17 protein-coding genes are annotated in these 24,040 nt (G+C 74.8%); 11 read left to right on the top strand and 6 right to left on the bottom strand.

What is annotated here, in order from left to right:
- Positions 1–91: 91 nt before the first annotated feature.
- From ACGFX4_RS26080 to ACGFX4_RS26060, 5 genes are all read right to left on the bottom strand, one after another.
- Positions 92–976, bottom strand: coding sequence for a PfkB family carbohydrate kinase (locus tag ACGFX4_RS26080; protein ID WP_393078922.1), 885 nt, complete (start codon positions 974–976; stop codon positions 92–94).
- Positions 973–3,783, bottom strand: a complete 2,811-nt coding sequence (locus ACGFX4_RS26075) for an FAD-linked oxidase C-terminal domain-containing protein (RefSeq protein ID WP_393078919.1) — start codon at positions 3,781–3,783, stop codon at positions 973–975. Before ACGFX4_RS26075 ends, ACGFX4_RS26080 begins: the two co-directional genes overlap by 4 nt.
- Before the next feature lie 10 nt (positions 3,784–3,793).
- On the bottom strand, positions 3,794–4,795 hold the full coding sequence (locus tag ACGFX4_RS26070; protein WP_393078917.1) for a phosphoribosylaminoimidazolesuccinocarboxamide synthase: 1,002 nt from the start codon (positions 4,793–4,795) through the stop codon (positions 3,794–3,796).
- A 35-nt stretch (positions 4,796–4,830) separates the two neighbouring features.
- Positions 4,831–5,388: an NADPH-dependent FMN reductase gene (ssuE, locus tag ACGFX4_RS26065; protein WP_393078914.1), complete on the bottom strand. Its 558-nt coding sequence runs from the start codon at positions 5,386–5,388 to the stop codon at positions 4,831–4,833.
- Between the two features lie 91 nt (positions 5,389–5,479).
- On the bottom strand, positions 5,480–6,706 hold the full coding sequence (locus ACGFX4_RS26060; protein ID WP_393078912.1) for a Rieske 2Fe-2S domain-containing protein: 1,227 nt from the start codon (positions 6,704–6,706) through the stop codon (positions 5,480–5,482).
- Positions 6,707–7,053: 347 nt separating this feature from the next.
- Here ACGFX4_RS26060 and ACGFX4_RS26055 point away from each other — a divergent pair, with 347 nt between their 5' ends.
- The 6 genes from ACGFX4_RS26055 (at position 7,054) to ACGFX4_RS26030 (ending at position 14,219) form a co-directional block, all read left to right on the top strand.
- Complete coding sequence (locus ACGFX4_RS26055) at positions 7,054–8,079, top strand: beta-ribofuranosylaminobenzene 5'-phosphate synthase family protein (protein ID WP_393078910.1); 1,026 nt, start codon at positions 7,054–7,056, stop codon at positions 8,077–8,079.
- Between the two features lie 34 nt (positions 8,080–8,113).
- Positions 8,114–9,538, top strand: a complete 1,425-nt coding sequence (gene purB / locus ACGFX4_RS26050) for an adenylosuccinate lyase (protein WP_393078908.1) — start codon at positions 8,114–8,116, stop codon at positions 9,536–9,538.
- A gap of 47 nt (positions 9,539–9,585) precedes the next feature.
- Positions 9,586–11,202: an FAD-dependent oxidoreductase gene (locus ACGFX4_RS26045; protein ID WP_393078905.1), complete on the top strand. Its 1,617-nt coding sequence runs from the start codon at positions 9,586–9,588 to the stop codon at positions 11,200–11,202.
- On the top strand, positions 11,199–12,338 hold the full coding sequence (locus ACGFX4_RS26040) for an NAD(P)/FAD-dependent oxidoreductase (protein WP_393078903.1): 1,140 nt from the start codon (positions 11,199–11,201) through the stop codon (positions 12,336–12,338). Before ACGFX4_RS26045 ends, ACGFX4_RS26040 begins: the two co-directional genes overlap by 4 nt.
- A gap of 23 nt (positions 12,339–12,361) precedes the next feature.
- The gene (locus ACGFX4_RS26035) at positions 12,362–13,531 is read left to right on the top strand and encodes an amidohydrolase family protein (RefSeq protein WP_393078900.1); all 1,170 of its coding nucleotides are present in this window, start codon (positions 12,362–12,364) and stop codon (positions 13,529–13,531) included.
- A 124-nt stretch (positions 13,532–13,655) separates the two neighbouring features.
- Positions 13,656–14,219, top strand: a complete 564-nt coding sequence (locus tag ACGFX4_RS26030; RefSeq protein WP_393078898.1) for an NUDIX hydrolase — start codon at positions 13,656–13,658, stop codon at positions 14,217–14,219.
- Between the two features lie 25 nt (positions 14,220–14,244).
- Here the strand turns inward: ACGFX4_RS26030 and ACGFX4_RS26025 are convergent, their stop codons facing one another.
- A complete protein-coding gene (locus tag ACGFX4_RS26025) occupies positions 14,245–16,182 on the bottom strand; it encodes an alpha/beta hydrolase family protein (RefSeq protein ID WP_393078895.1) in 1,938 nt (645 codons plus the stop codon).
- 568 nt (positions 16,183–16,750) lie between these two features.
- On the opposite strand from ACGFX4_RS26025, the gene ACGFX4_RS26020 reads away from it, so the two are divergent.
- The 5 genes from ACGFX4_RS26020 to ACGFX4_RS26000 all read left to right on the top strand — a co-directional run bounded on the left by ACGFX4_RS26020 (position 16,751) and on the right by ACGFX4_RS26000 (position 23,998).
- Positions 16,751–18,007: an acetyl-CoA carboxylase biotin carboxylase subunit family protein gene (locus tag ACGFX4_RS26020; protein ID WP_393078892.1), complete on the top strand. Its 1,257-nt coding sequence runs from the start codon at positions 16,751–16,753 to the stop codon at positions 18,005–18,007.
- A gap of 32 nt (positions 18,008–18,039) precedes the next feature.
- The gene (locus ACGFX4_RS26015; protein ID WP_393078890.1) at positions 18,040–19,194 is read left to right on the top strand and encodes a saccharopine dehydrogenase family protein; all 1,155 of its coding nucleotides are present in this window, start codon (positions 18,040–18,042) and stop codon (positions 19,192–19,194) included.
- 31 nt (positions 19,195–19,225) lie between these two features.
- The gene (locus ACGFX4_RS26010; protein WP_393078888.1) at positions 19,226–20,557 is read left to right on the top strand and encodes a lysine N(6)-hydroxylase/L-ornithine N(5)-oxygenase family protein; all 1,332 of its coding nucleotides are present in this window, start codon (positions 19,226–19,228) and stop codon (positions 20,555–20,557) included.
- 89 nt (positions 20,558–20,646) lie between these two features.
- Positions 20,647–22,662, top strand: a complete 2,016-nt coding sequence (locus tag ACGFX4_RS26005; protein ID WP_393078885.1) for a class I tRNA ligase family protein — start codon at positions 20,647–20,649, stop codon at positions 22,660–22,662.
- A gap of 64 nt (positions 22,663–22,726) precedes the next feature.
- A complete protein-coding gene (locus ACGFX4_RS26000; RefSeq protein ID WP_393078883.1) occupies positions 22,727–23,998 on the top strand; it encodes an aspartate aminotransferase family protein in 1,272 nt (423 codons plus the stop codon).
- Positions 23,999–24,040 lie beyond the last annotated feature (42 nt).

Raw genomic sequence — 24,040 nt, 5'->3', positions numbered from 1 at the left:
CGCCCCCCGCGCCGCCCCGCCCCCCCCCCCGCGCCCCCCCCCCCCCCCCCCCCCCCCCCCCCCCCCCCCCCCCCCCCCCCCCCCGGCCCGGTCAGGCCCCGGTGCGCAGGGCGGCGTAGCCGGGGGTGCCGAGGTAGGCGGCGGTGAGCGCGGTCGCCCGGGGGAGGGCCTGGTCCCAGGGGGTCCGCAGGAGCCGGGCGGAGAGCAGGCAGGCGAAGAGGATGTCGCCGGCGCCGACCGTGAGCGGCCGGCCGGGGACGGGGTGCGCGGGCTGGTGGAGCGGGGTGCTGCCGTCCTCGGGGACGAGGAGCGCCCCCTGCTCGCCCAGGGTGACGAGGGTGTGGCCGCCGGGGGCGACCAGCTTGCGGGCGGCGGTGGCGACGGCGTCGTGGTCGGCCAGTTCGGTGCCGGCCCAGTTCGAGAGCTCGCGGGCGTTGAGGGAGACGAAGCCGGCGTGCCGGCTCCCGGGGACCAGCTTGTGGACCTCGGTGGGGTCGGCGGACAGCAGCCAGAACGGGATCCCGCGGTCGTGGGCGGCGTCGGCCAGCCAGGCCAGGGTGGCGGGGTGGCCGTCGGTGCCGGCGACGACGACCGAGGCCCGGTCGAGGAGGTCGGGGCGGGTGGCCAGCAGCGCGGGAGTGAGCAGGTCCAGCGCCTCCTGGCCGGTGAAGTGCTTGTCGGCGACCGAGCCGTCGACGAGTTCGGCCTCGAAGACGGGCAGCGGGGTCTCGACCGGGAGGGGACGCCAGTCGACCCGGTGGGCGGCGAGGTGGGCGGCGACGGCCGGGGCGAGGTCGCCGGTGTAGCCGGCGGTGACGAAGACCGGGTCGGCGCCGCGGGCGGCCATCGCGCAGGCGACGTTGTGGATGACGCCGCCCCAGGACAGGGTCACCGGCGGGCGGGCCCGGCCGAGCGGGCCCTCGTGCAGGTGGTCGAGGGTGACGGTTCCCACGAGCAGGGGGCGCTCGGCAGTCATCGGCGGTCCAGGAGTTCGGCGAGGTGGAGGCTCTCGCGGTGGGCGAGCTGGGCGAGTTGGGTGCGGCAGGAGAAGCCGTCGGCGAGCAGGGTGGCGTCCGGCCCGGCGGCCCGGACGGCCGGGAGCAGGGACGTTTCGGCGACCCGGACGCTGGTCTCGTAGTGGCCGCGTTCGGCGCCGAAGCTGCCCGCCAGGCCGCAGCAGCCGGCGACCGCGTCGACAGTGGTGCCCGCGCGGGTGAGCAGCTCGCGGTCGGCGGACCAGCCCAGGACCGCCCGGTGGTGGCAGTGCGGCTGGGCGACCACGCGGGTGCCGTGGAGCGGGGGCGGCGACCAGCCGGGGGTGGCGGTGAGCAGCTCGGCGAGGGTCCGGGTGGCCCCGGCGACGGCGGCCACCTCGGCCGTGGCGCCGAGGAGTTCGGCGGCGTCACCGCGCAGGACGGCGGTGCAGGAGGGCTCCAGGCCGACGATCGGCAGGCCGGCCTCGGCGTGCGGGGCCAGGGCGGCGACGGTGCGGCGCAGGGTGCGCCGGGCCGAGTCCAGCTGCCCGGTGGTGATGGTGGTGAGGCCGCAGCACAGCCGCCGGTCCGGCAGGACGACCCGGTAGCCGGCCCGTTCGAGGACCCGGACGGCGGACCGGCCGACCTGCGGGCCGAAGTGGTCGGTGAAGGTGTCGACCCAGAGCAGGACCGGCTCGCCGGCGGGCGGCGGCCCCGGGCGGTTCGCGAACCACTCGCGGAAGGTCTGCGGGGCGAAGCGCGGCAGCTCGCGCCGCCGGTCCAGGCCGGCGGCGGCCCGCCCGAGGCCGCCGAGCGGGCCGGACAGGACCCGGTTGGCGAGGCCGGGGGCGAGCGAGGCGAGGCGGGCCCAGACGGGCAGCAGTCCGAGGGCGTAGTGCGAGGCCGGCCGCAGCCGGCGCCGGTAGCGCTGGTACAGGTACTCGGCCTTGTACGCGGCCATGTCGACGCCGCTCGGGCAGTCGGCGGAGCAGCCCTTGCAGGCCAGGCACAGGTCGAGGGCCTCGGCGACCTCCGGGGCCTGCCAGCCCCGGACCAGCGTGCCGTTGGCCAGCTCCTGGAGGACGCGGGCCCGGCCGCGGGTGGAGTCCTTCTCGTCGCGGGTGGCGAGGTAGCTCGGGCACATCACGGTGTCCGGGGCGGGGGCGCTCGCGCGGCACTTGCCGACGCCGGTGCAGCGGTGGACGGCCCGGGTGAAGTCGCCGCCGTCGCGGTGGTGGGCGAGCGCGAGTCCGGTGCGCAGCGGCCGGGCGGCGGGCAGCCGCAGGTCGGCGTCGAGCGGGGCGGGGTCGACCAGGACGCCGGGGTTGAGCAGGCCGTCCGGGTCGAAGACGGCCTTGACGGCGCCGAACGCGGCCAGCGCGGCGGGGGAGTACATGGCGGGCAGGAGTTCGCCGCGGGCCCGGCCGTCGCCGTGCTCGCCGGACATCGAGCCGCCGTGCCGGGCGACCAGGCGGGCCGCCTCCTCCAGGAAGGCGCGGAACACGGCCGGCCCGCCGGGGCGCTCCAGCGGGAAGTCCAGGCGGACGTGCACGCAGCCGTCGCCGAAGTGGCCGAACGGCACGCCGGTGAGCCCGTGCGCGGCCAGCAGGTCCTCGAACTCGCGCAGGTAGGCGCCGAGTCGGGCGGGCGGCACGGCGGCGTCCTCCCAGCCGGGGTGGGCGCGTGCGGTCCGGGCGACCAGGCCCGCGCCGTCCTCGCGGATCCGCCAGAGGGCGGCGGCCTCCGCCGGGTCGGTGATCAGGCGGGAGTCCTCGGCGCCGGCCGCGGCGATCACGCGGCCGGCCGCGTCCCGTGCCGCGGCCGGGGTCGGTCCGGCCGTCTCGACCAGCAACCAGCCCGCACCGAGCGGGAGTTCGGGCAGTGCGGCCGCGCCGCGCAGGCCGCCGACCACGTCCACGATGCGCCGGTCCAGGCCCTCGACGGCGACGGGCGAGCAGGGCAGCAGCCGCGGGACGTCGTCGGCGGCGCTCGCCATGTCGCGGTAGCCCAGGACGGCGAGCGCGGTGGCCGCAGGGACGGCGGTGAGCCGCAGGCGCGCCCCGAGCAGTACGCCCAGCGTGCCCTCGGTGCCGGCCAGCGCGGCCGGGACGTCGAAGCCCCGTTCCGGCAGCAGGTGTTCGAGGGAGTAGCCGGACACCTGCCGCCCGAAGCGGCCGAGTTCGGTGCGGATGACGGCCAGCCGCTCGCCCACCACGCGGGCGAGGGCGGCGAGGGCGGGGGAGCCGGACGGGTCCGTGCCCCGGCGTGCGGTGAGGCGTTCGCCGGTGCCGGTGACCAGGTCGAGCTCGACGAGGTTGTCGGCGGTGCGTCCGTACCCGAGGGCGCGGGAGCCGCACGCGTTGTTGCCGATCATGCCGCCGATGGTGCAGCGGCTGTGGGTGGACGGGTCGGGGCCGAAGCGCAACCCGTGGACGGCGGCGGCCCGTTGCAGGTCGTCCAGGACGACGCCCGGGTCCACCTGCGCGGTCCGCTCCTCCGGGTCGACCCGGTGGATCCGGTTCAGGTGGCGGGAGAAGTCGAGGACGACGCCGGGGCCGATCGCGTTCCCGGCGATCGAGGTGCCGGCGCCGCGAGCCGTCAGCGGGACGCCGAGGTCCCGGCAGACGGCCAGCGCCGCGACCGCGTCGTCGGCCGACCGCGGGAAGGCGACCGCGGCCGGGACCACCCGGTACAGCGAGGCGTCGCCGGAGTACTCCGCCCGGCGGCGCACCGAGACGTCCGCCTCGACCCCGGCGCGGCGCAGAGCCCGCGCCACCGCACCGGGACTGATCCCGTCACCGACCCCCATGTCCGCCAACCTACTCGTCCGCTGCCCCGACCAGACCGATCCGGTCCAACAACTGCGGTGCGGGCAGGGCGGCGTGGAACTCCTTGACCGCCAGGGTCAGCCGCTCCTCGGGCAGCGGCGTGTCCGCCCGGCCGCCGAGCCACAGCGCGGTGAGGGCCCGGTACACCTCGGCGGTGGCCGCCACCAGCCGCCCGCCCAGCGGCTCCGGCCGCGGCCACTGGCTGCGGGGCGTGCCGAGACGCACCAACTCCTGGACCTGGCCGCGAAGTTCGGGGTGCAGCAGGCGCAGGAGCTCCTTGCAGACCGGGGTGCCGCGGAAGTAGAAGCGGTTCTCGTCCGGGGTGCCGACGTGGTCGATCAGCAGCGGTTGCCGGTGCTCGTCGAAGCCGTACTCGGCCTTGCCGTCCGCGAGGCGCAGCCCCACCCGCTCGGCGTGCGCGGTCAGCACCCCGGCGACGGTCCGGGTCAGCTCGGCGATCCCGGTCAGGGCGTCGGGAGTGACGCGGCCGACCAGGGCCGCCTCCTCGGCGGTGACGAAGCGGTCGGTCTCCTCGAACTTGGTGGTGAACTCCACCATGGTGGACGCCAGCCAGGGCGCGCCGCCCGCCGCGTACGGGGGCACCAGCGCCGGATCCAGGGTGCCCGCGGCGGTGCGGCGGTGGACCGAGGACTCGCGCGGGAGCGCGTTGCGGTACACCACCTGCAGCGGGATCATCCCGGCCGGGCCGGTCGGGCCGTACTGGCCGAGGAAGTCGATCTCCAGCAGCCGGATCCGCAGCGCGTTCTCCGCCACCTGCTCCACGAAGTGGGTCGGGATGCCGGCCGCCGCCAGCAGGCCGAAGGAGTGGACGGCCATGGTGGCGGAGGCGGCGCCCTTCCCGGGGATCTCGTCGGGCATGACGCCGAAGTCGTAGACCGAGTAGCGGTCGGTGAAGGTCAGGATGCCGTCGCCGGGCCGGCCGTCGGCCGGCGGACGGAGGATGTCCAAGTCCTTGGTGGACCAGCGCTTCACGGATGCTCCAACTGGTAGGTGCAGGGCGGAGGGGCTCAGGCGGAGGCCGCGGACAGCACCGGGCGGCCGCCGAGCGCGAGCGAGAACTGGTCGGTCACCTGGGCCAGCGGACCGGCGGCCCGCTCGGGGAGGGCCACCGTGCCGTCCTCGCGCACGGAGATCTCGCGGTCGAGGACGAACCAGCCCGGGGTGATCTGCGCCGGGGCCATCGAGGAGAGCACCGGGCGCAGCGCGTAGTCGAGCGCCAGGACGTGCGCGGTGCTGCCCCCGGTGGCCAGGGGCAGCACCACCTTGCCGGCCAGGGCGTACTGCGGCAGCAGGTCGAGCAGGCACTTCAGCGGACCGGAGTAGGCCGCCTTGTAGACGGGGGTGCCGACCACGACGCCGTCGGCCGCCGCGAAGAGCTCGGCCGCCGCCGCGATCGCCGGATGCAGGGGGTCGGCGCCGAGCAGCGCCTCGGCGGGCAGCGAGCGGACCTCCAGCGCGGTCACCCGGTGGCCGTGGGCGGTGAGCCTGGTGCCCAGGTGGCGCAGCAGCGCGGTGGTGCGGGACGTCGCGGAGGGACTGCCCGAGACGGACAGCACATGGGCCATGACGGTTCCTCGGATGAGTGACTGAGTGGCTGGTGACCGGGCTGGTGGCAGGGCTGGTGACCGGGCGGTCGGGCGGCCGGACGCGGGAGGGCTACGGCACCAGGCCGCGCCAGTCCGTGCCGTCCGGGACGACCATGTGGGCCGAGCGCACCTTGCCGTAGTCGGCGTCGGGGCCGAGCCCCGGCGCGGTGCCGCCGGCCTCGTGCGTCTCCAGCGCGTCGAGCAGGTAGCGCCGGGCGCGGACGATGCCGCGGTCGCTCTTGCCCGGGTTCTCGACGGTCCGGTCGACGATCGGCCCCATGCTCTCCTGGACGGCCACGTCCTGCAGGACCAGGCCGCGGATGCCGGAGAAGCTGCGGCCCGCGGCCATCGCGTCGCGGTCCTGCCCCCAGTTGTTCTCCCGGGTGTAGCCCTTGCGGATGTCGTCGGGGTCGATCCGGTCGAGGTCGAGGCCGAACTGCTCGGCGAAAGAGGACGGGTCGACGGGCTTCTCGTCGTTCCACCACAGGTACCACATGATGGTGCGGTGGTCGTCGATCGGCACCCACGCGTGCCAGAGCCGGTCGCCGGTGGGGAGTTCGGGCACCACGGTGTACCAGGGCATCGCGAAGGGCTTGATCCGGACCAGCGACTCCCCGGAGGAGAGCGAGCGGATCGCGGCGTAGCGCAGCCCGTACGGCTGCTCGTCGATCTCGTCGCGCGGCGCGGTGTCGTCGAGCAGGTCGCGCAGCGGGCCGTTGCGGGCCTCGGTCTCGTGCAGCAGGGAGACGTGCGCCGAGTCGATGTCGGCCTCGACGCCCTGCAGCCAGTTGCAGTCCACCAGCGCGACGGTGGCGAAGATCTGCTCGGCGGGGAGCTTGGTGAACGGGAACTCCGGGAAGGGCCTGGGCTCGCGGTCGGTGCCGCCGAGCCAGACCCAGACGATCCCGCCGGCCTCCACCACCGGGTGGTGCCTCAGCTTCACCCTGGAGGCGAACCGGCCGCCGTCCTCCGGCTCCGACGGGGTTTCCAGGACCCGGCCGGAGACGTCGAACTTCCAGCCGTGGTAGATGCAGCGCAGCGCGCAGTCCTCGTTCCGGGCCAGCGCGAGCGAGGCGCCGCGGTGCGGGCAGGCCTCGTCGAAGCAGCCGATCCGGCCGTCCGCGCCGCGGAACAGGACGTACTTCTCGCCCAGCAGCTCCACCGTGAGCGGTGCGCCGCCCGGCTCGGCCAGGCGTTCCGCGCGCATCACCGGGAGCCAGTACTCGCGGAGCAGCCGGCCCATGGGCGTGCCCGGTCCGACCCGGGTCAGGGATTCGTTGACCTTCCGCGTTGCCACTGCGGGCCTCCGTCTCGATGGGTCGCGATGCGCCGATCGCGATGACCGGTTTCCACTCCTGAGACGATTCGGCCGCCGCGGATGTGACACCCCACGTCACCGGTGGTGGTGAACCGGCGTTCGGCATACGGTGATTGACGGTCCGTCCGGGAACGGTCCAAGATTGAACCGCCGCGAGCCCCGGCGCCGACCGCCGGGTGCTCCGCAGAGCCGCGACGAGACGCCCGGCCGTTGGCCGGCGGTGCGCCCGTTCGGGCCGTCGTCCCGGAACACCCCCCGTCACCCGAGTTCCGCGTGCGACCGGCCATGTCCGCGACCGCGCTCGACGATCAACCGGAGGGCTCACCATGGCACTTGACCCAACCGGCCGGGGCCGCGCCGTGCACGTGTCGGCCCCGGCCCGGCTGAGCTTCACCCTGATCAGCCTCGACGCCTCCTCGCAGCGCCGCAACGGCATCGCCGCGATGGCCGTCGACCGGCCGGGCCTGAGCGCCGAGGTCCGGGAGGCGACGGACGGGATCGTCGCCGTGACCGGCACCGCGGAGGAGACCGCCCGCGAGGTGTCCGCCGCGCTGGAGACCCTGCGCAAGCTCTGGGACGGGCCGCCCGCCCGGGTGGACGTCCTGGAGGCGCTGCCCCAGCACAGCGGGTTCGGCTCCAAGACCAGCACGCTGGTGGCCGTCGGAGCCGCCTACGGCCGGCTGTGCGGGGTCGAGCCCGACCTGCGGGAGCTGGCCCGGACCCTCGGCCGCGGCCGGACCTCGGGCGCCAGCACCGGGCTGGCCGCGTACGGCGGCTTCCTGGTCGACGGCGGGCACGTCAACCCGCCGGACTTCGCCGACGAGCCGCGCAAGTACCTGCGGCCGAGCCGCTTCGCGCAGCAGGAGGCGCCGCCCCGGCCGGTGGTGCGGCTGGACTTCCCCGACTGGCCGGTCCTGGTGCTGCTGACGCACGGGCGGCACCTGGGCGGGCAGCAGGAGCTGGACTGGTTCCACTCCGTCACGCCGATCCCCGCCGAGGAGTCCTGGCGCACCTCGCACCTGGTGTTCATGGGGCTCGCACCGGCCGTCCTGGAGCAGGACTTCGACGCGTTCTGCGCGGCCGTCAACGAGATCACCTTCACCGGCCACTTCAAGCAGGCGCAGATCGCCTTCCAGGGCGAGGCGGTCGCGGGCGTCCTGGCGGCCGGCCGGGCCGCGCCCTCCGTCGACGCGATCGCGCTCAGCGTCACCGGCCCCGCCTGCTTCGCCTTCACCAGGCGCCCGCAGGCCGCCGAACGCTGGGCCTGGGACCTCAAGCGCCGGGGCGCGATCCGGGACTTCTGGTTCACCCGGGCCAACAACCACGGCCTCACCACCACCGCCGCCTCCTGACCCACGCCACCCCACCGAATCGGAGAACAGGGCCATGAAGACCGAGATCCCCGACGTGCTGGCCGCGCGCTACGCCTCGCCCGAGCTGGTCGCGCTCTGGTCGCCGGAGCACAAGATCCTCCTGGAGCGCCGGCTCTGGCTGGCCGTGCTGACCGCCCAGCGCGACCTCGGCATCGCCGTGCCGGAGGGCGTGGTGGCCGACTACGAGAAGGTCCTCGACCGGATCGACCAGGCCTCCATCGAGGCCCGCGAGCGGGTCACCCGGCACGACGTGAAGGCCCGGATCGAGGAGTTCAACGCCCTGGCCGGGCACGAGCACATCCACAAGGGAATGACCTCCCGGGACCTCACCGAGAACGTCGAGCAGCTCCAGGTCCGGGACAGCCTGGTCCTGGTGCACGGACGCTGCGTCGCGCTGCTCTCCCGGCTCGGCCGGCTCGCCGCCGAGCACACCGGGCTGGTCATGGTCGGCCGCTCGCACAACGTCGCCGCCCAGGCCACCACCCTCGGCAAGCGCTTCGCGACGGTGGCCGACGAGGTGCTGGCCGCCGTGCAGCGCCTGGACGAGCTGATCACGCGCTACCCGATGCGCGGCATCAAGGGCCCGATGGGGACCGCCCAGGACATGCTCGACCTGCTGGGCGGCGACGGGGCCCGGCTGGCCGAGCTGGAGGACCGGGTCGCCGCCCACCTCGGGTTCGCCCACCGGCTCACCAGCGTCGGCCAGGTCTACCCGCGCTCGCTCGACCACGAGGTGCTGAGCCTGCTGGTGCAGCTCGCCGCCGGACCCTCCTCGCTCGCCAAGTCGATCCGGCTGATGGCCGGGGACGAACTGGTCACCGAGGGCTTCGCCGAGGGGCAGGTCGGCTCCTCGGCCATGCCCCACAAGATGAACTCCCGCTCCTGCGAGCGGATCAACGGCCTGATGATCGTGCTGCGCGGCTTCGCCTCGATGGCGGCCGAGCTCTCCGGCGACCAGTGGAACGAGGGCGACGTCTCCTGCTCCGTGGTCCGCCGGGTCGCCCTCCCGGACGCGTTCTTCGCGCTCGACGGCCTGCTGGAGACGATGCTCACCGTCCTGGACGAGTTCGGCGTCTTCCCGACCGTGGTCGGCGCCGAACTGGAGCGCTACCTGCCGTTCCTGGGCAGCACCAAGATCCTGATGGCGGCGGTGCGCGCGGGCGTCGGCCGGGAGACCGCGCACGAGATCATCAAGGAGCACGCCGTCGGCGCGGCCCTGGCCATGCGGTCGGACGGCGGGGGCAACCTGATGCTCGACCGGCTCGCCGCCGACGAGCGGCTGCCGTTCGACCGGGCCGCACTGGACGCCCTGCTGGCCGACCGGATCGGCTTCACCGGCGCCGCCACCGACCAGGTCGCGACCCTGGTCGGACGGATCGCGGAGCTCGCCGCCCGCCACCCGGAGAGCTCCGGCTACCGCCCCGCCCCGCTGCTCTGAGCCGCTCCCGTTCCAGGGCCCGACCGACTTCGAGGGATTGGACTCCCGTGCGACAGGTTGAAACCGACTCTTTGGTGATCGGCTCCGGCGGCGCCGGGCTGCTGGCGGCCTGCCGGGCCGCCGACGCCGGGCACCGGGTGCTCGTCCTCGAACGCACCCCGGAGCTGGGCGGCACCACCGCCGTGTCCGGCGGCATGGTCTGGGTGCCCGACAGCCCGGTCATGCGCGAGCACGGCATGCCCGACTCCGCCGAGGACGCGCTGCGCTACCTCGAACTCGTCACCGAGGGCGAGACCGACCGCGGACGGCTGGAGCAGTACGTCGGGACGGCCCGCGAGATGGTCGACTACCTGCACGCCGAGACGCCCGTCCGGCTCTTCCCGATCGACCGGCCCGACTACCACTCCGACTGGCCCGGCGCCCGGGACGTCGGCCGCACCCTGGACAACGTGCCGTTCCCGACCGCCGACCGGCCCGGCCTGGTGGACCGGATCCGGCGCGGCAGCCACTTCGACGCCGTCACCTACGACGAGCGGCACCGCTGGCAGATCCCCGGACGCTACGACCACGCCCTGGTCGCCCGCCGCCGGGCCGAGGGCGTGCTCACCGTCGGCGCCGCGCTGGCCGCCGCCCTGGTGGCCGCCTGCGACGACCGCGGGGTCGCCTTCGAGACCGGCGTCCGGGCCCGCGGACTGCTGCGGGAGGACGGCCGGGTGGTCGGCGTCCGGGCCGACACCGCCGACGGCCCGGCGGAGTACCGGGCGCGCGCCGGCGTGGTGCTCGCCACCGGCGGCTTCGAGTGGAACGAACGGCTCAAGCGGGCCCACCTCGGGATCCCCGGCACCCGCCCGGTCAGCCCGCCCTGGAACCACGGCGACGGCCTGCTGATGGCGACGGAGGCCGGGGCGGCGCTCGACGGCATGTCGCAGGCCTGGTGGGTGCCGGCGGTGTCCGGCCGGGGCGAGGAGTACGACGGCGTGCCGCTCTCCCGGCACCTGGTCGGCGAACGCTGCCTGCCCGGCTCGATCATGGTCAACCGGCACGGCCGGCGCTTCGTCAACGAGGCCGTCAACTACAACGACGTCACCAAGGCCTTCCTGGCCTTCGACCCGACCCGGCACGAACGCCCCAACCTGCCCGCCTGGCTGGTCTTCGACGAGGGCTTCCGCCGGCGGTACCCGATCGCCGGCGAGCAGCCCGGCGCCGCCGCGCCCGGCTGGTACACCAGCGCCGGCACGCCCGCCGAACTGGCCCGGCTGATCGGCGTGGACGAGCAGGGCCTCACCGAGACCCTGGCCGCGTTCAACCCGGACGCCGCCCGGGGCGTCGACACCGCCTTCGGCCGCGGGACCACCAGCCACGACCGCTACTACGGCGACCCGCTGCACGGGCCCAACCCCTGCCTGGGGCCGCTGGTCGAACCGCCGTTCCACGCCGTCCGGGTCGAACCGGGCATGCTCGGCACCAAGGGCGGCCTGGTGACCGACGGGCGCGGCCGGGTGCTGCGCCACGACGACAGCCCGATCCCCGGGCTGTACGCCTGCGGGAACGTCGCCGCGACCGTGATGGGCCCCGGCTACCCCGGGTCCGGGGGCACCCTCGGCCCGGCCCTGGTCGGCGGGTACCTCTGCGGCACGGCCATCGGCAAGGAGGAGCAGCGGTGACCCGGATCGTCGTCGTCGGAGCCGGTTCGATCGGCAGCTGCGTCGCGCTGCGCCTGGCCCGCCGGGGCGCGGACGTGGTGCTGGTGGACGCCCGGGAGCCCGCCGAGGGGCTCTCCGCGCACGGCTTCGGCTGGGTGAACGCCGTCGACAACGGCTCCGACCCCTACTACCGGCTCTCCGCGGAGAGCCTGCGGGCCCACGAGCGGCTGGCCGCCGAGACCGCGGACGGCGCGCCGTGGTTCTTCCGGCACGGCAACCTGCACTGGGCGGACAGCCCCGAGGGCGCCCGGCGGCTGGCCGCCGTCGCCGACGGGTACCGGGCCAAGGGCTACCCGGTCGAGGAGGTCGACGCCGAACGGGCCCGGCGCGAGCTGCAGCCCGGACTCGCGCTCGACCGGCTGCACGGGCCGCTGGTGCACTACCCGGCGGACGCCCACGTGGTGGCCGACCGGTTCGTGGCGGCGGTCCAGGAGCACGGCCGCCGGGCCGGCGTCCGGCTGCGGATCGGGAGCGCCGTCACCGGGCTGCTCGGCGGGCAGCCCGGCGGCGGCCGGGTGCGCGGCGTCGAACTCGCCTCCGGGGAGCGGATCGAGGCGGACACCGTGGTGAGCTGCGCCGGGCGCGGGACCAGGGCCCTGCTCGGCCGGGCGGGCGCCGACGTGCCGATGGTGGAGCCGGGGGACGGCTCCGGGGTGACGGTGGTGGGACTGCTGGTGCGGACCACGCCGCTGCCCGTCCGGGTGGACCGGGTGCTGCACGCGCCCCACCTGAGCATCCGTCCGCACAGCGGCGGCCGGGTCGTGCTGCACTGCCACGACGTGGACGAGGAGCTGACGCACGTGCGGCAGGGCCCCGCGGCCGCCGAGCGGGTGCTGGCCCGGCTGGCCGAGGTGCTGCCCGGGACGGCCGGGGCCGGCGTCGCGGTGGAGGACGCGTACGTCGGGGTCCGCCCGATGCCGGTCGACGGGATGAGCGTGGTCGGGCCGGTGCCCGGCGTCGAGTCGCTGTACGTGGTGGTGACGCACAGCGGGCTCACCCTGGCGCCGGTGCTCGGGGAGATCGTCGCGCAGGAACTGCTGGACGGACCGTCGCCGCTGGCGGCGGCGTTCCGCCCCGAGCGATTCGCGGCGGTGTGACGGTGCGGACGGAGGAGCCGAACGTGGGAACCCTGGCGGTCACCGGAGCCGGATGCCTGCTCTCCGGCGATCTCGCCGCACCGGTGGTCGACGGCGCGGACACCGTCGTCTGCGCCGGCGGCCGGATCACCGCGGTCGGCCGCGCCGCCGACCTGGCCGGCGAACTCGCCGCCGCCGACCGGGTCCTGGACGCGGCCGGGGCGACGGTGGCCCCCGGGCTGATCGACTCGCACGGGCACGTCACCTTCGGCGACTACTCGCCCCGGCAGAAGGCCGTGGACTACCTGGAGGGGTACGTGCACGGCGGCATCACCCGGACGATCTCGGCCGGGGAGGTGCACGTCCCCGGGCGGCCGCGCGACCGGGACGGCGTCAAGGCGCTGGCGGTCGCGGCGCGGGCCTCCTTCGACAACTTCCGCCCCGGCGGGATGCGGGTGCACGCCGGCAACGTCCTGCTCGAACCCGTGCTCGACGAGGCCGACTTCGACGACCTGGCGCGCTGCGGGGTGTGGCTGGCCAAGTTCGGGTTCGGCGCCTACGAGAAGGCGGCGGACGGCGTCGAGCAGATCCGCTGGGCCCGGGAGCGCGGCCTGGTGGTGATGTGCCACGCCGGGGGTGCCAGCGCCGCCGGGTCCGCCTCGCTGACCGCGGACGACCTGCTGGCCCTCGCGCCGAACGTCTGCGGGCACGCCAACGGCGGCCCGACGGCGCTGCCCGACCACGACGTGGACCGGCTGCTGGCGGAGAGCCGGATGGCCCTGCAGGTCGTCCAGGCGGGCAACCTGCGGGCCGGGCTGCGGATCGTCCGGCGGGCCGTGGAGGAGGACGCGCTGGACCGGATCGTGCTCGGCTCGGACACGCCGTCCGGGTTCGGGGTGATCCCGCTGGCGGTGCTGAAGACGGTGGTGGAGCTGTCGGCGCTCTCCCCGGTGGACCCGGCCCGGGTGTGGGCGCTGGCCACCGGCAACGTCGCGGACGTGTGGGGGCTGCCCGCCGGCCGGCTGCGGGTGGGCCAGGAGGCCGACCTGCTGGTCCTCGACGCCCCGCGCGGCTCGGCGGCCGGCACCGCGCTGGAGGCGCTGGCGATCGGGGACATGCCCGGGATCTCGGCGGTCGTGACCGCCGGCGAACTGCGCTTCCTGGCCAGCCGCAACACCCCGCGGGCCGCCCGCCCGGCGGTCCTGGTCCGCTGACCGGCCGGGCCCGTCGTCGATCACCGGGTAAGGTGGAACCGCCCTGTCCGGGAACCGACGACGGGCCCAACGGCCGTGCGGAACAAGGCCGGTGACCTGGCCCGACGGAACGAGGAGTGCTGATATGACGAGCGGGACGCAGACCCCCGGCCTGGCCGAACTGCTCGGCCGGTACCGGCCGCAGGGCCCGGTGGAGACCGCGGACCACGAGCGCCTGCTCGGCCTGGTCGGCGCGTCCGACGCCTGGGACCGCTCGACCCCGCTGCACTTCACGGCCTCCGCGCTGATCGTCCACCCGAAGACCAAGCGGGTGCTGCTGCGCTGGCACGTCAAGCAGCAGGCCTGGCTCCAGGTCGGCGGGCACGGCGACCCGGGCGAGACGCTGCCGCTGGACATCGCGCTGCGCGAGGGTCGGGAGGAGACCCACCTCACCGACCTGGTGCCCTGGCCCGACGCGTCGCTGGTGCACGTCACCGTGGTGCCGGTGCCCGACTCGCCGCGCGAGCCCGCGCACGAGCACGCCGACCTCCGGTTCCTGCTGGCCACCGAGTCGCCCCAGGACGCGCGGCCGGAGAACCCCCAGTCGCCGCTGGAGTGGCTGACCCTGGCCGAGGCCCGGGAGCGCACCACCGAGGAGAACTTCCGGGAGACCCTGGACCGCGCGGGCCGGCTGCTGGACGCGGTCTGACCCGCGCCCCGCACGCCGTTCGCCGTCAGGCCGGATCGAACCCCAGGGTCCGCCCGTAGAGGGCGAGTTCGGCCTCCAGGCAGCGCACCACGGTGTCGCTGCGGCGGAAGCCGTGCCGCTCGCCGGCGAAGAGCAGGTAGCCGTGCGGGACGCCCGTCCCGCGCAGCCGCTCCACCAGGCGCTCGGCCTGGGCGGGCGGGCAGATCGGGTCCAGTTCGCCCTGGAGCAGCACGATCGGCACGGACAGTGCCTCCGCCCGGTTCAGCGGGGAGCGCTCCTCGTAGCGGGCGCGCTGCTGCGGCCAGGGGCCGATCAGGGCGTCCGCGTACCGGGCCTCGAAGTCGTGGGTGCCGCCGGCCCGCCAGCCGACCGGGTCGAGCACCGGGAAGTAGAGGCACGCCGCCCGGTACAGCCCGGGCTCGGCGATCGCGGACAGGACGGCCGTCCAGCCGCCCGCGCTGCCGCCGCGGATCGCGATCCGGCCGGGGTCGGCCAGCCCCTCGGCGACCAGGGCGCGGGCGACCGTCGCGCAGTCCTCGACGTCCACCACGCCCCAGCCGCCCCGCAGCCGTTCCCGGTAGGCCCGGCCGAAGCCGCTGGAGCCGCCGTACTGGACGTCCACCACACCGATGCCCCGGCTGGTGAAGTACGTGATCTCCTGGTTGCGCACCGGCTGGCTGCGGCTGTTGGGGCCGCCGTGGACGAAGACCAGGTACGGGGGCAGCTCGCCGGGAGGGCCGGTGACCTCCGGGTGGTGCGGCGGGTGCAGGTAGGCGTGCACGGTGGCGTCCGGCCCGTGGAAGGCGCGCACGACCGGGGCGGACGCGTACTCCTCGTGGGCCCGGTGCGGGGCCCGGACCACCGTGGTCGAGCCGTCGGCGGGATCGATCAGCAGGACGCCGCGGCGGTGCTCCGGCCCGGCCGCCACGGCGGCGATCCGGCGGCCGTCGGTGGCGACCGAGGACCACTCGGTGTACGGGAGGTCGAGGTCGGTGAGCCGGCCGTCCGGGGTGAGCAGGCCGAGCCGGCGCCGGCCCGTGCCGTGCACGGTGGCGAGGGATCCGTCGCGCAGCGGCAGGCACCAGCGCAGGCCGATCCGCCACAGGGCCTCGCCGAACTCCTCCTCGGCGGGGCGCAGGTTGCGGACGGCGCCGTCGGGGCCGATCTCGTGGACGTTCCACCAGCCGTCCGGGTCGCCGACGGCGTAGAGCCGGCCGGAGCCGTCGGCCGCCCAGTCGGCCTGGACCACGGACTCGCGGTCGCCGCCCATCAGCCGGACCGGTTTGCCGGGGATGCCGTCCGGACCGATCGCGGCGGCCATCAGCTCGGTGCCGTCCCAGGGCATGTTCGGGTGGTCCCAGCCGATCCAGCAGACCCGGGTACCGTCGGGCGAGATCCGAGGACCCGTCAGGAAGTGGTGGCTGCAGGCGAGTTCGCGGACCGCGGCGGGATCCTCGGCCGCGCCGCCGTCCAGCGGCAGGGCCACCAGGTGGCGCTCGACCCGGGTGCCGGCCTCGTCCAGGACCCGCTCGCGCAGGCACCAGACCTCGCCGCCGCGGACGGCGAAGTCGCAGTAGCGCAGCTGGACGCCGGCCGGTGCGGTCGGGCTCAGCGGCACGGGGTCGCGCCCCGGGCTCCACCGGTAGGCCCGCTGGTCGCCCCGGTGGCTGAAGACCAGGCCGTCCTCGGCCCGGTCGGAGAGCGCGGCCCACGGCCGGCCGCCGTACTCGATGACGCCGCTGCGGACGTCCCAGCCGGGCGGCAGCAGTTGGGCGGGTTCGCCGTCCGGGCCCTGCCGCATCAGGGCGTTGCGCCCGCCGTCCTCGGGCAGCGCCTCGGTCCAGCAGGGATCGGCCCCCAGGAAACCGACCCATTCGACGAGGGCCCCGCCGCGCGCCGCCTCGGCGGGGGTGACGGGGGAGGGCCAGGTGCCGTACGGGGCGGTCCGGGCGCGGTCGGCCATGCGTTCTCCTCGGCGGTCGTGGGGCCGGGCGGGTCGCGGGAGGTGCGGGCGCGCAGGGTCGAACCCGCCCGCGGTGCGGGCGGGTCGACGGGTGGGAGCGGGACGGGGGTGCCGGCGGGCCCGGGGCGGCGGACGTCGGGGCCGGACCCCTCCCACGTGGTCATCCTGCCACGGGCCGGTCGCTCGTGGCGGTTGTCCGGACGGCTTCCTCCGGACACGGAGGATTTCGGCCACGCCGCCACGGGCGCGCGGGCGGCCGAGTGTTGACGGTTGAACAGCAGGTTCCCCGGGAGCTCCGACATGACGAAGTGCGCCCGGAGGTGACCTGAAGTGACCGGTTGACATGTCCTTGAGGGCAAATCATGCTGGTGATGAGCCAGGGGGCAGCGGTACTGACGGTGCCCCTGTCGTTGGAGAGTCACCGCTGTCAGGCGCGGTTTGTTGTCTCCGTCCTTTCTCCGTGCGCGTTCATGCCGCGGGAGTTCCTCGTACACATGATTGACGGCCGCTCGGGCGGTAATGGATCTGCACGGCCATTCATCCGGCAAGGCAACACTGGAGGAGTCCTGTGGCGAAGCGCCATGTGCTTTTCGTGAACCTGCGGAGGATTCAGCGGGAGGGCCTGGAGTCCCTCCTCGCGGCCCGCCGTCTCGGTTATGGTGTGGTGTTCCTCGGACGATCCATCCCGGAGTTCGCGAAGCCCCTCGTGGACGAATTCCACCAGGTCGACACCTACGACCGGGAGGCCTCGCTGGCGGCCGCCAGGGAGCTCGCCGGGCGGTACGATTTGGCCGGCGTCGCCAACTTCACCGAGGTCGACGTGCAGCTCGTCGCGGCGATCGCGGCCGACCTCGGCCTGCGCGGCATGTCCGCGAGCGCCGCGCTGCGGGCCCGCAACAAGTACGCGATGAAGGGGGCGCTGCGCCACCTCGGCGACGTGCTGCCGCGCTTCGCCCGGGTCACCGGCCTGGACGAGCTGCGCAAGGCGCTGGAGGAGGTCGGGCTGCCCGCGGTGGTGAAGCCGACCGGCGCCTCCGGCTCCAAGGGCATCTTCGAGCTGCGCGCGCCGGAGGACCTGGAGCCGGCCATGGAGCGGCTGGCGGAGATCGCCCGGCCGGACTTCGACCCGGTGTTCCGGCAGTTCGGCGCGGAGTTCATCGTCGAGGAGTACCTGGAGGGCGACGAGCTCAGCGTCGAGGGCTTCGTCGCGGGCGGCGAGGTGCACGTCGTCACCGTCACCGACAAGGCCACCAGCGTCCCGTACCACCTGGAGCTGACGCACAAGGTGCCCAGCGCGCTGCCCGCCGACGCCCGGGCCGAGATCGCCGCCACCACCAAGGACATCGTGGCGGGCCTGGGCTTCGACCACTGCGCCTTCCACCTGGAGGCCAAGTGGGGCGGGCAGGGGCTGAGGTTCATCGAGATCGCCGCCCGGCCGGCCGGTGACTACATCGGCTCGCACCTGGTGCCGCTGGCCACCGGTGTCGACTACTTCGAGAACGTCGTCCGGGTCGCCACCGGCGACCCGCTGCGGCTGGAGCACGACCGGGAGCTCAACGCGGGCCTCGCGTTCGTGCTCGCCGAGCACGCCGGGCGGTTCGAGGAGGTCGGCGGGCTGGCCGGGATCTGCGAGCAGGCGGGCTTCGACCACGTCTTCGTCGAGGTTCCGGCCGGCACAGAGGTGGCGCTGCCGCCGCAGAACTTCGGGCAGCAGCGGGTGGCCGCGGTGATCGCCCGGCACGTCGAGCGGGCCGGGCTGGACGCCCTGCTCGGACGGGTGTCCGCCGAGGCGGTCGCCCGGGTGACCGCGACCGACGGCGAGTAGCGGGTGACCACCCGACAGCGGGGAGGCCGCTCGTGAAGGCGGCCCTGGTGGGCTGTGGGCAGATGGGCCGGGCCGCCGCCTACGCACTGGCCACCGCCCCCGGCACCACCGGGCTGACGGTGTGCGACCGGGACCGCGGGCGGGCCGCCGGGCTGGCCGACTGGCTGGCCGGCTCCGGCGGCTGCCCGGTCCGGGTGGTGGAGGACCCGGCGGCCGCCGTCGCCGGGGCGGACGCCCTCGCCACGGCGCTGCCCTGGGCGGCGACCCGGGCGGTGATCCGGACCGTGGTGCGCACCGACCCGGCGGTGCCGGTGGCCAGTATCACCCGGCCGCCGACCGAGGAACTGCCCGACCTGGACGCCTGGTTCGTGGCCGCCGGCGTCACCGTCCTGCTGCCGCTCGGCCTCGAACCGGGCCTGACCGAACTGCTCGCCGTGCACCTCGCCGAGCGCCTGGACACCGTCGAGTCGCTGGAGATCTGCTGCGGCGGCGTGCCCGAGCAGCCGCGCGACCCGCTCGGCTACACCGCGTTCTTCGGCGGGGAGAACGAGCACCACCTGCCGATCGCCCAGCGCGAGGCCCTGGCGCTGAGCGGCGGACGGCGGGTGCGGCACGCCCGCTTCTCCGGCGTGGAGACCCGCGAGGTGGAGGGCGTCGGCCTGCTGGAGGCCTACCACGACGGGATGGCCCCCTGGCTGGGCGAGCACCCGCTCCTGCGCGGCGCGGACTGCACCCAGAAGACCCTGCGCTGGCCGGGTTTCGCCCGGACGGTGTCCGACCTGGCCAGGCTCGGCCTGCTGGCCGAGGACGCGGTCGAGGTGGACGGCGTCCTGGTCCCGCCCAAGCGCGTCGTCGAACGGGTGCTGGCCCCGCAGGTCAGGGCCCGGGCCGGCGACCGCGACCTGGTGGTGCTGGAGGTGACCGCGCACGGCCGCCTGGGCGGCCGTCCGGTGAGCCTGCGCAGCACCGTGCTCGACTCCGCCGACGAGGCGACCGGCCTGTCCGCGATGGCCCGCACCACGGGCTTCGCACTGGCCGAGGCGGCCCGGTTGCTCGCCGACCGGGACGTCACCGGGCCCGGCTGGCGAAAGCCGCACCGCGCCCTGTCCGCAGCACATTTCGAACAGCTGATGGAATCACTGACCGCTCGCGGAGTGACCTGGGTACCGGCCCACGAGATCAGCTGACAATCGCCCTAGTGGCAACGGGAGAGAAAGCATGAGTGAACTGCCGGAGACTTTCGATCTGCTGGGTGTCGGTATAGGTCCCTCGAATCTGAGTCTCGCGGCACTGACGTCGGGGGAGCGGGGCCTGTCGACCGTGTTCCTCGACAGCAAGGACCGATTCGAGTGGCACCCGGGCCTGATGCTGCCGGACGCCGAGATGCAGGTCCATTTCCTCAAGGACCTGGTCACCCCGGTCGACCCGACCAACCCGTTCTCCTTCCTCGCCTTCCAGGTGGCCACCAAGCGGCTCTACCGCCTGCTGGTGACCGGCCGTTCCAAGGTGCCGCGCCGGGAGTTCGAGCAGTACTGCCAGTGGGTGGCGGCCGGCCTGGACAACCTGCGCTTCGGGCTGCGGGCGGAGAACGTCGAATGGGACGGCAGCGCGTTCGTCGTGCACACCGGCGAGGGCGTGCTGCAGGCCCGCAACATCGTGGTCGGCACCGGCCTGGCCCCGCGGCTGCCCCGCAGTGCCCGCGGCCACGACCCGGAGAAGGTCTTCCACACCGACCAACTGCTGCGGCGGCCGAGGGACTTCGCGGGCAAGCGGGTGGCCGTGGTCGGCGGCGGGCAGAGCGGCGCCGAGGTCGTCAACTACCTGCTGGGCGGCGAGGGCCGGCGCCCCGAGCGGATCCTCTGGGGCACCCGGCGCAGCAACCTGCTCCCGCTCGACGACAGCCCGTTCGTCGACGAGCTCTACCTGCCCGACTACAGCCACCACTTCTACGCCCTCCCGGAGGAGGAGCGCGCGGAGACCGTGGAGCGGCTGCGCCTCACCAGCGACGGCATCTCCATCCCGCTGCTGGAGGACCTCTACCGGCGGCTGTACGACCTGGACCTGCTGGAGGGGCGGGAGCGCAGCTGCCGCATCCTGCTGGACCACGCCCTGGAGGACCTGGAGGAGACGGCCGACGGGCTGGTCATCGGCTGGCGGCCGACCCGCGGCGGGGAGGTGGTGCGCGAGGCGGTGGACATGGTCATCTGCGCCACCGGCTACGAGCACGGCATGCCCGACCTGCTGCTCGGACTGAAGGACCGGCTCGCGATCAGCGACGGACTGCCGGTCGTCCGGCCGGACTTCAGCCTCCGGTGGGACGGCCCGGCGGAGCACCGGATCTACGTGCAGAACGCCGCGCGCCGCGAGTACGGCGTGGCGGACCCCAACCTCAGCCTGCTCGCCTGGCGCAGCGCCGTGATCACCAACAGCCTGCTCGGCCAGGGGCGTTACGACACCGGCTCGGTCAGCACCGCCCTGGACTGGGCCGGACCCGGCCCGCAGGAGGCTCCGGACGGGCCCGCCGGACTCGCCCTGAACACCTCGTACTGACGGTTCCCTTCGCGCACACCGACGTTCCGACGACGACCTCGGGAGAGGAGCTGGGGGGCGGATCCGCCCCCCACCACAGCATGGACATCGTGACCGTTCCGCGCACCGTCGACGACCTGGACCTGCCGGACTTCGTCCGGAGCGTGCAGCCGGCCTGGGCGCAGGATCCCGAACTGCCGGTCAACGTCCGCCGGGTGACCCTGCGCCCGGGCGAGACCACGGCCCCGCACAACCACCACGACGTCGAGGTCTGGGTGGTCCTGGACGGCCGGGGCGAGGTCACCTCGGACGGCCGGACGGCGCAGCTGGCGGCCGGTGACGCGGTCCGCCTGCCGCCGCTCGGGGTGCACACCCTGCACAACCCGGCCGCGGACCGGCCGCTGTCCTTCCTCACCTTCTGGTGGGAGGACCTGGCGGCGCTGGAGGCCGAGCACGACCGGCGCTCGGAGCAGGCCGGGGAGGAGGGCCGCCCGGTCCTGCTGCTGCCCTCCTTCCCGACCCCCAACGGCGAGCTGCACCTGGGCCACCTGGCCGGCCCGTTCCTCAACGCGGACCTGCTGCGGCGCGGCCTGGCCGCCCGGGGCACCCCGGTCGGGCTGCTGCTGGGCACCGTCGGCCACCAGAGCCAGGTCGCGGCCGCCGCGCAGGACCAGGGGCTGACCTTCTACGAGCTGGCCGAGCGGAACACCGACGCGATCCAGGAGGCGCTGGCCGCGGCCGGCGTCGCCTGGGACGTCTTCGTCCGGCCGTCCTCCCCGCGCTACCCGGAGCTCGCGCTGGAGGTGTTCGAGCGGCTGCGCGCCGACGGGACCGTCACGGCGAAGACCGTCCGGTCCAACTACTGCGTGCCGTGCGACAGCTGGCTGTTCGAGGCGTTCGTCGCGGGGGCCTGCCCGCACTGCGGCTCGTACGACACCGCCGGCATCGAGTGCGAGGCCTGCGCGCTCCCGTTCGCCGACCACGAGCTGCTGGAGCCCAGCTGCCGCAGCTGCGGCACCCCGGCCGAGCAGCGTGAACTCACGCGCTACTACATGCCGTTGGAACCGCTGCGGAAGCGACTGACCGACTACCTGCGGTCGGTCGCGATGAGCGCGCGGCTGCGCTCGTACGTCGACCGGGTGCTCGCGGCCCCGCTGCCCGACCTGCCGGTGAGCACCGTCGCCGCGGACGGCATCCTGCTGCCGGCCGACCCGTCCGGGGCGACCGCCGGCCAGCGGATGTACTCGGCCTTCGAGCTGGCCGCCCGGTACCTCACGGCGGTCGACGACCTGGCCGGGCAGCAGGGGATGGCGGGCTGGGAGGAGTACGCGCAGGCCGTCCGGCCACGCACCGTGCTCTTCTTCGGCTTCGACAACGCCTTCCTGCGCGCCGTGGTCTTCCCGGCCGTCCTCGGGGCCTTCACCGACCGGCTGGAGCTCGCCGACACCATGGTGTGCAACGAGTTCTACCTGCTCGACGGGCAGAAGTTCTCCACCGGCCGCAAGCACGCGATCTGGGGCCGGGACGCCTTCCGGCCCGAGACCCGCGACCAGCTGCGGCTGTACCTGGCCGCCACCAGTCCGGACATCCGGCGCCGGGACTTCTCCCTCGCCCAGTACGAGCGCTTCGTCCGCGAGGAGCTCTGCGGGCAGTGGGAGGGCTGGCTGGCCTCGGTGGACGACCGGCTGCGCAAGTCCTTCGACGGCCGCGCCCCGGAGGCGGGCAGCTGGAACCGCGAGGCCGAGCAGTTCTACGGCCGGATCAAGGCCTTCGCCTCCCGGCTCGCCAAGGCCCTCCGGCCGGAACGGTTCTCCGCCCGGGCGGCGGCCCGGGAGGTCCGCGACTTCGTGGCCGAGGCCCGCCGCTTCACCGAGGTCTGCGAGGACGTCCTCGCGGTGCAGCCGGTCTCGGCCACCGCACGGACCTGCATGGCGCTGGAGCTGATGGCCGTCCGGGCCCTGGCGGAGGCGGCCGGACCGCTGCTGCCGGAGCTGGCCGCCCGCCTCCGCGGGAAGCTCGGCGCACCCGCCGGCGGCACCCCGGCGAGCTGGGTCGCACCCGGCACCGCCGTCGACCTCACCGGGCCGTACTTCGTGCCGGACGCGCTGATCCGCAGCGCCGGCTGACCACCCGAGCACCGTTCTTCCACCCGTTTCCCGCGGCCGAGAGGCCCGTCCCGAGGGGCTACCCGTGAACACCGAGAAGTCCGCCGCCCTGTACGCCCGCGCGGTCGAGGTCATGCCGGGCGGCAACAGCCGCACCGCCGTCTACAGCTCGCCCTACCCCGTCTACGTCCGGTCCGGCAGCGGCGCCCGGGTCACCGACGTCGACGGCGTCGAGCGGATCGACTTCCTGAACAACAGCACCACGCTGATCCACGGCCACGCCCACCCCGAGATGGTCGAGGCCATCGCGGCGGCGGTCGGCCACGGCACCAGCTTCGGCATGCCCACCCCGGTCGAGGTCGAGTACGCCGAGGCGCTCTCGGCCCGCAACGCCACCTTCGAGCACGTCCGCTTCACCAGCTCCGGCACCGAGGCCGTGATGATGGCCGTCCAGGCCGCCCGCGCCCACACCGGCCGCCCGAAGATCGCCAAGATCGCCGGTGCCTACCACGGCGCGTACGACGCCGTCGCGGTCAACAACGACGGCTCCGGCAACCTGATCAGCCACGCCGTCACCGGCAACCCCGAGGGCGTGGTCTCCAACACCGTGGTCATCCCGTTCAACGACCCGGAGGGCTCGCTGGAGGTGCTGCGCCGGCACGCCGACGAGCTCGCCTGCGTGCTGATCGACCCGGTGCCGTGGCGGATCGGCCTGCTGCCCGCGAGCAAGGAGTGGCTCGACGCACTGCGCGAGTTCTGCGACACGACCGGTGCGGTGCTGATCTCCGACGAGGTCGGCTCCTACCGGGTCGGCTACCACGGCGCGATGGAACTGCTCGGCGCCGAGGCGGACATCACCGTCCTCGGCAAGGTCATCGCCGCCGGCATGCCGATCGGCGCGGTGGCCGGCCGCCGCCGCTTCATGAGCGTGTTCGACCCGAGCAAGGGCAAGCCGGCGCTGCCGCACTCCGGTTCCTACAACGCCAACCCGGTCAGCATGAGCTCCGGCCTCGCCTCGCTGCGCCTGCTGACCCCCGAGGTGCACGAGCGGATCGGCCTGCTGGGCGAGCAGGCCCGGGTGGCCATGCGCGGCGCGCTCACCGACGCCGGGCTGGACTGGGAGGTCAACGGCCTCGGCTCACTGTTCCGGGTGGTCGCGACCAGCGCCCCCGCCGGCTACGACAGTTCGGCCGCCGCGATGAAGGCCCTCTACTGGAAGCTGCTGGAGAACGGCATCCACGTCGGCGACAGCGGCCTGGGCTGCATCTCCACGCCGATGGGCGAGGAGGAGGTCGCCGAGTACGCGGCGGCCTTCAGCACCAGCCTCGACCAGGTCCTGGCCGAGGGCCGGGCCTGACCGCGCACGCGAACCTGCTTCCGGTGCGGGGCCGCCGTCCCG

This window comes from Kitasatospora sp. NPDC048365 (assembly GCF_043200835.1).
In the GTDB taxonomy this organism is placed as follows: domain Bacteria; phylum Actinomycetota; class Actinomycetes; order Streptomycetales; family Streptomycetaceae; genus Kitasatospora; species Kitasatospora terrestris.
The sequence above is the reverse complement of the archived record's forward strand: the minus strand, read 5'-3'. Positions and strand labels throughout refer to the sequence as shown.

Bases quoted from the DNA above. Each gene is read 5' to 3' on its own strand.
- ACGFX4_RS26025 (WP_393078895.1), bottom strand. From the start codon at position 16,182: ATGGCCGACCGCGCCCGGACCGCCCCGTACGGCACCTGGCCCTCCCCC.
- purB (WP_393078908.1), top strand. From the start codon at position 8,114: ATGAAGACCGAGATCCCCGACGTGCTGGCCGCGCGCTACGCCTCGCCC.
- ACGFX4_RS26030 (WP_393078898.1), top strand. From the start codon at position 13,656: ATGACGAGCGGGACGCAGACCCCCGGCCTGGCCGAACTGCTCGGCCGG.
- ACGFX4_RS26055 (WP_393078910.1), top strand. From the start codon at position 7,054: ATGGCACTTGACCCAACCGGCCGGGGCCGCGCCGTGCACGTGTCGGCC.
- ACGFX4_RS26080 (WP_393078922.1), bottom strand. From the start codon at position 976: ATGACTGCCGAGCGCCCCCTGCTCGTGGGAACCGTCACCCTCGACCAC.
- ACGFX4_RS26010 (WP_393078888.1), top strand. From the start codon at position 19,226: ATGAGTGAACTGCCGGAGACTTTCGATCTGCTGGGTGTCGGTATAGGT.
- ACGFX4_RS26075 (WP_393078919.1), bottom strand. From the start codon at position 3,783: ATGGGGGTCGGTGACGGGATCAGTCCCGGTGCGGTGGCGCGGGCTCTG.
- ssuE (WP_393078914.1), bottom strand. From the start codon at position 5,388: ATGGCCCATGTGCTGTCCGTCTCGGGCAGTCCCTCCGCGACGTCCCGC.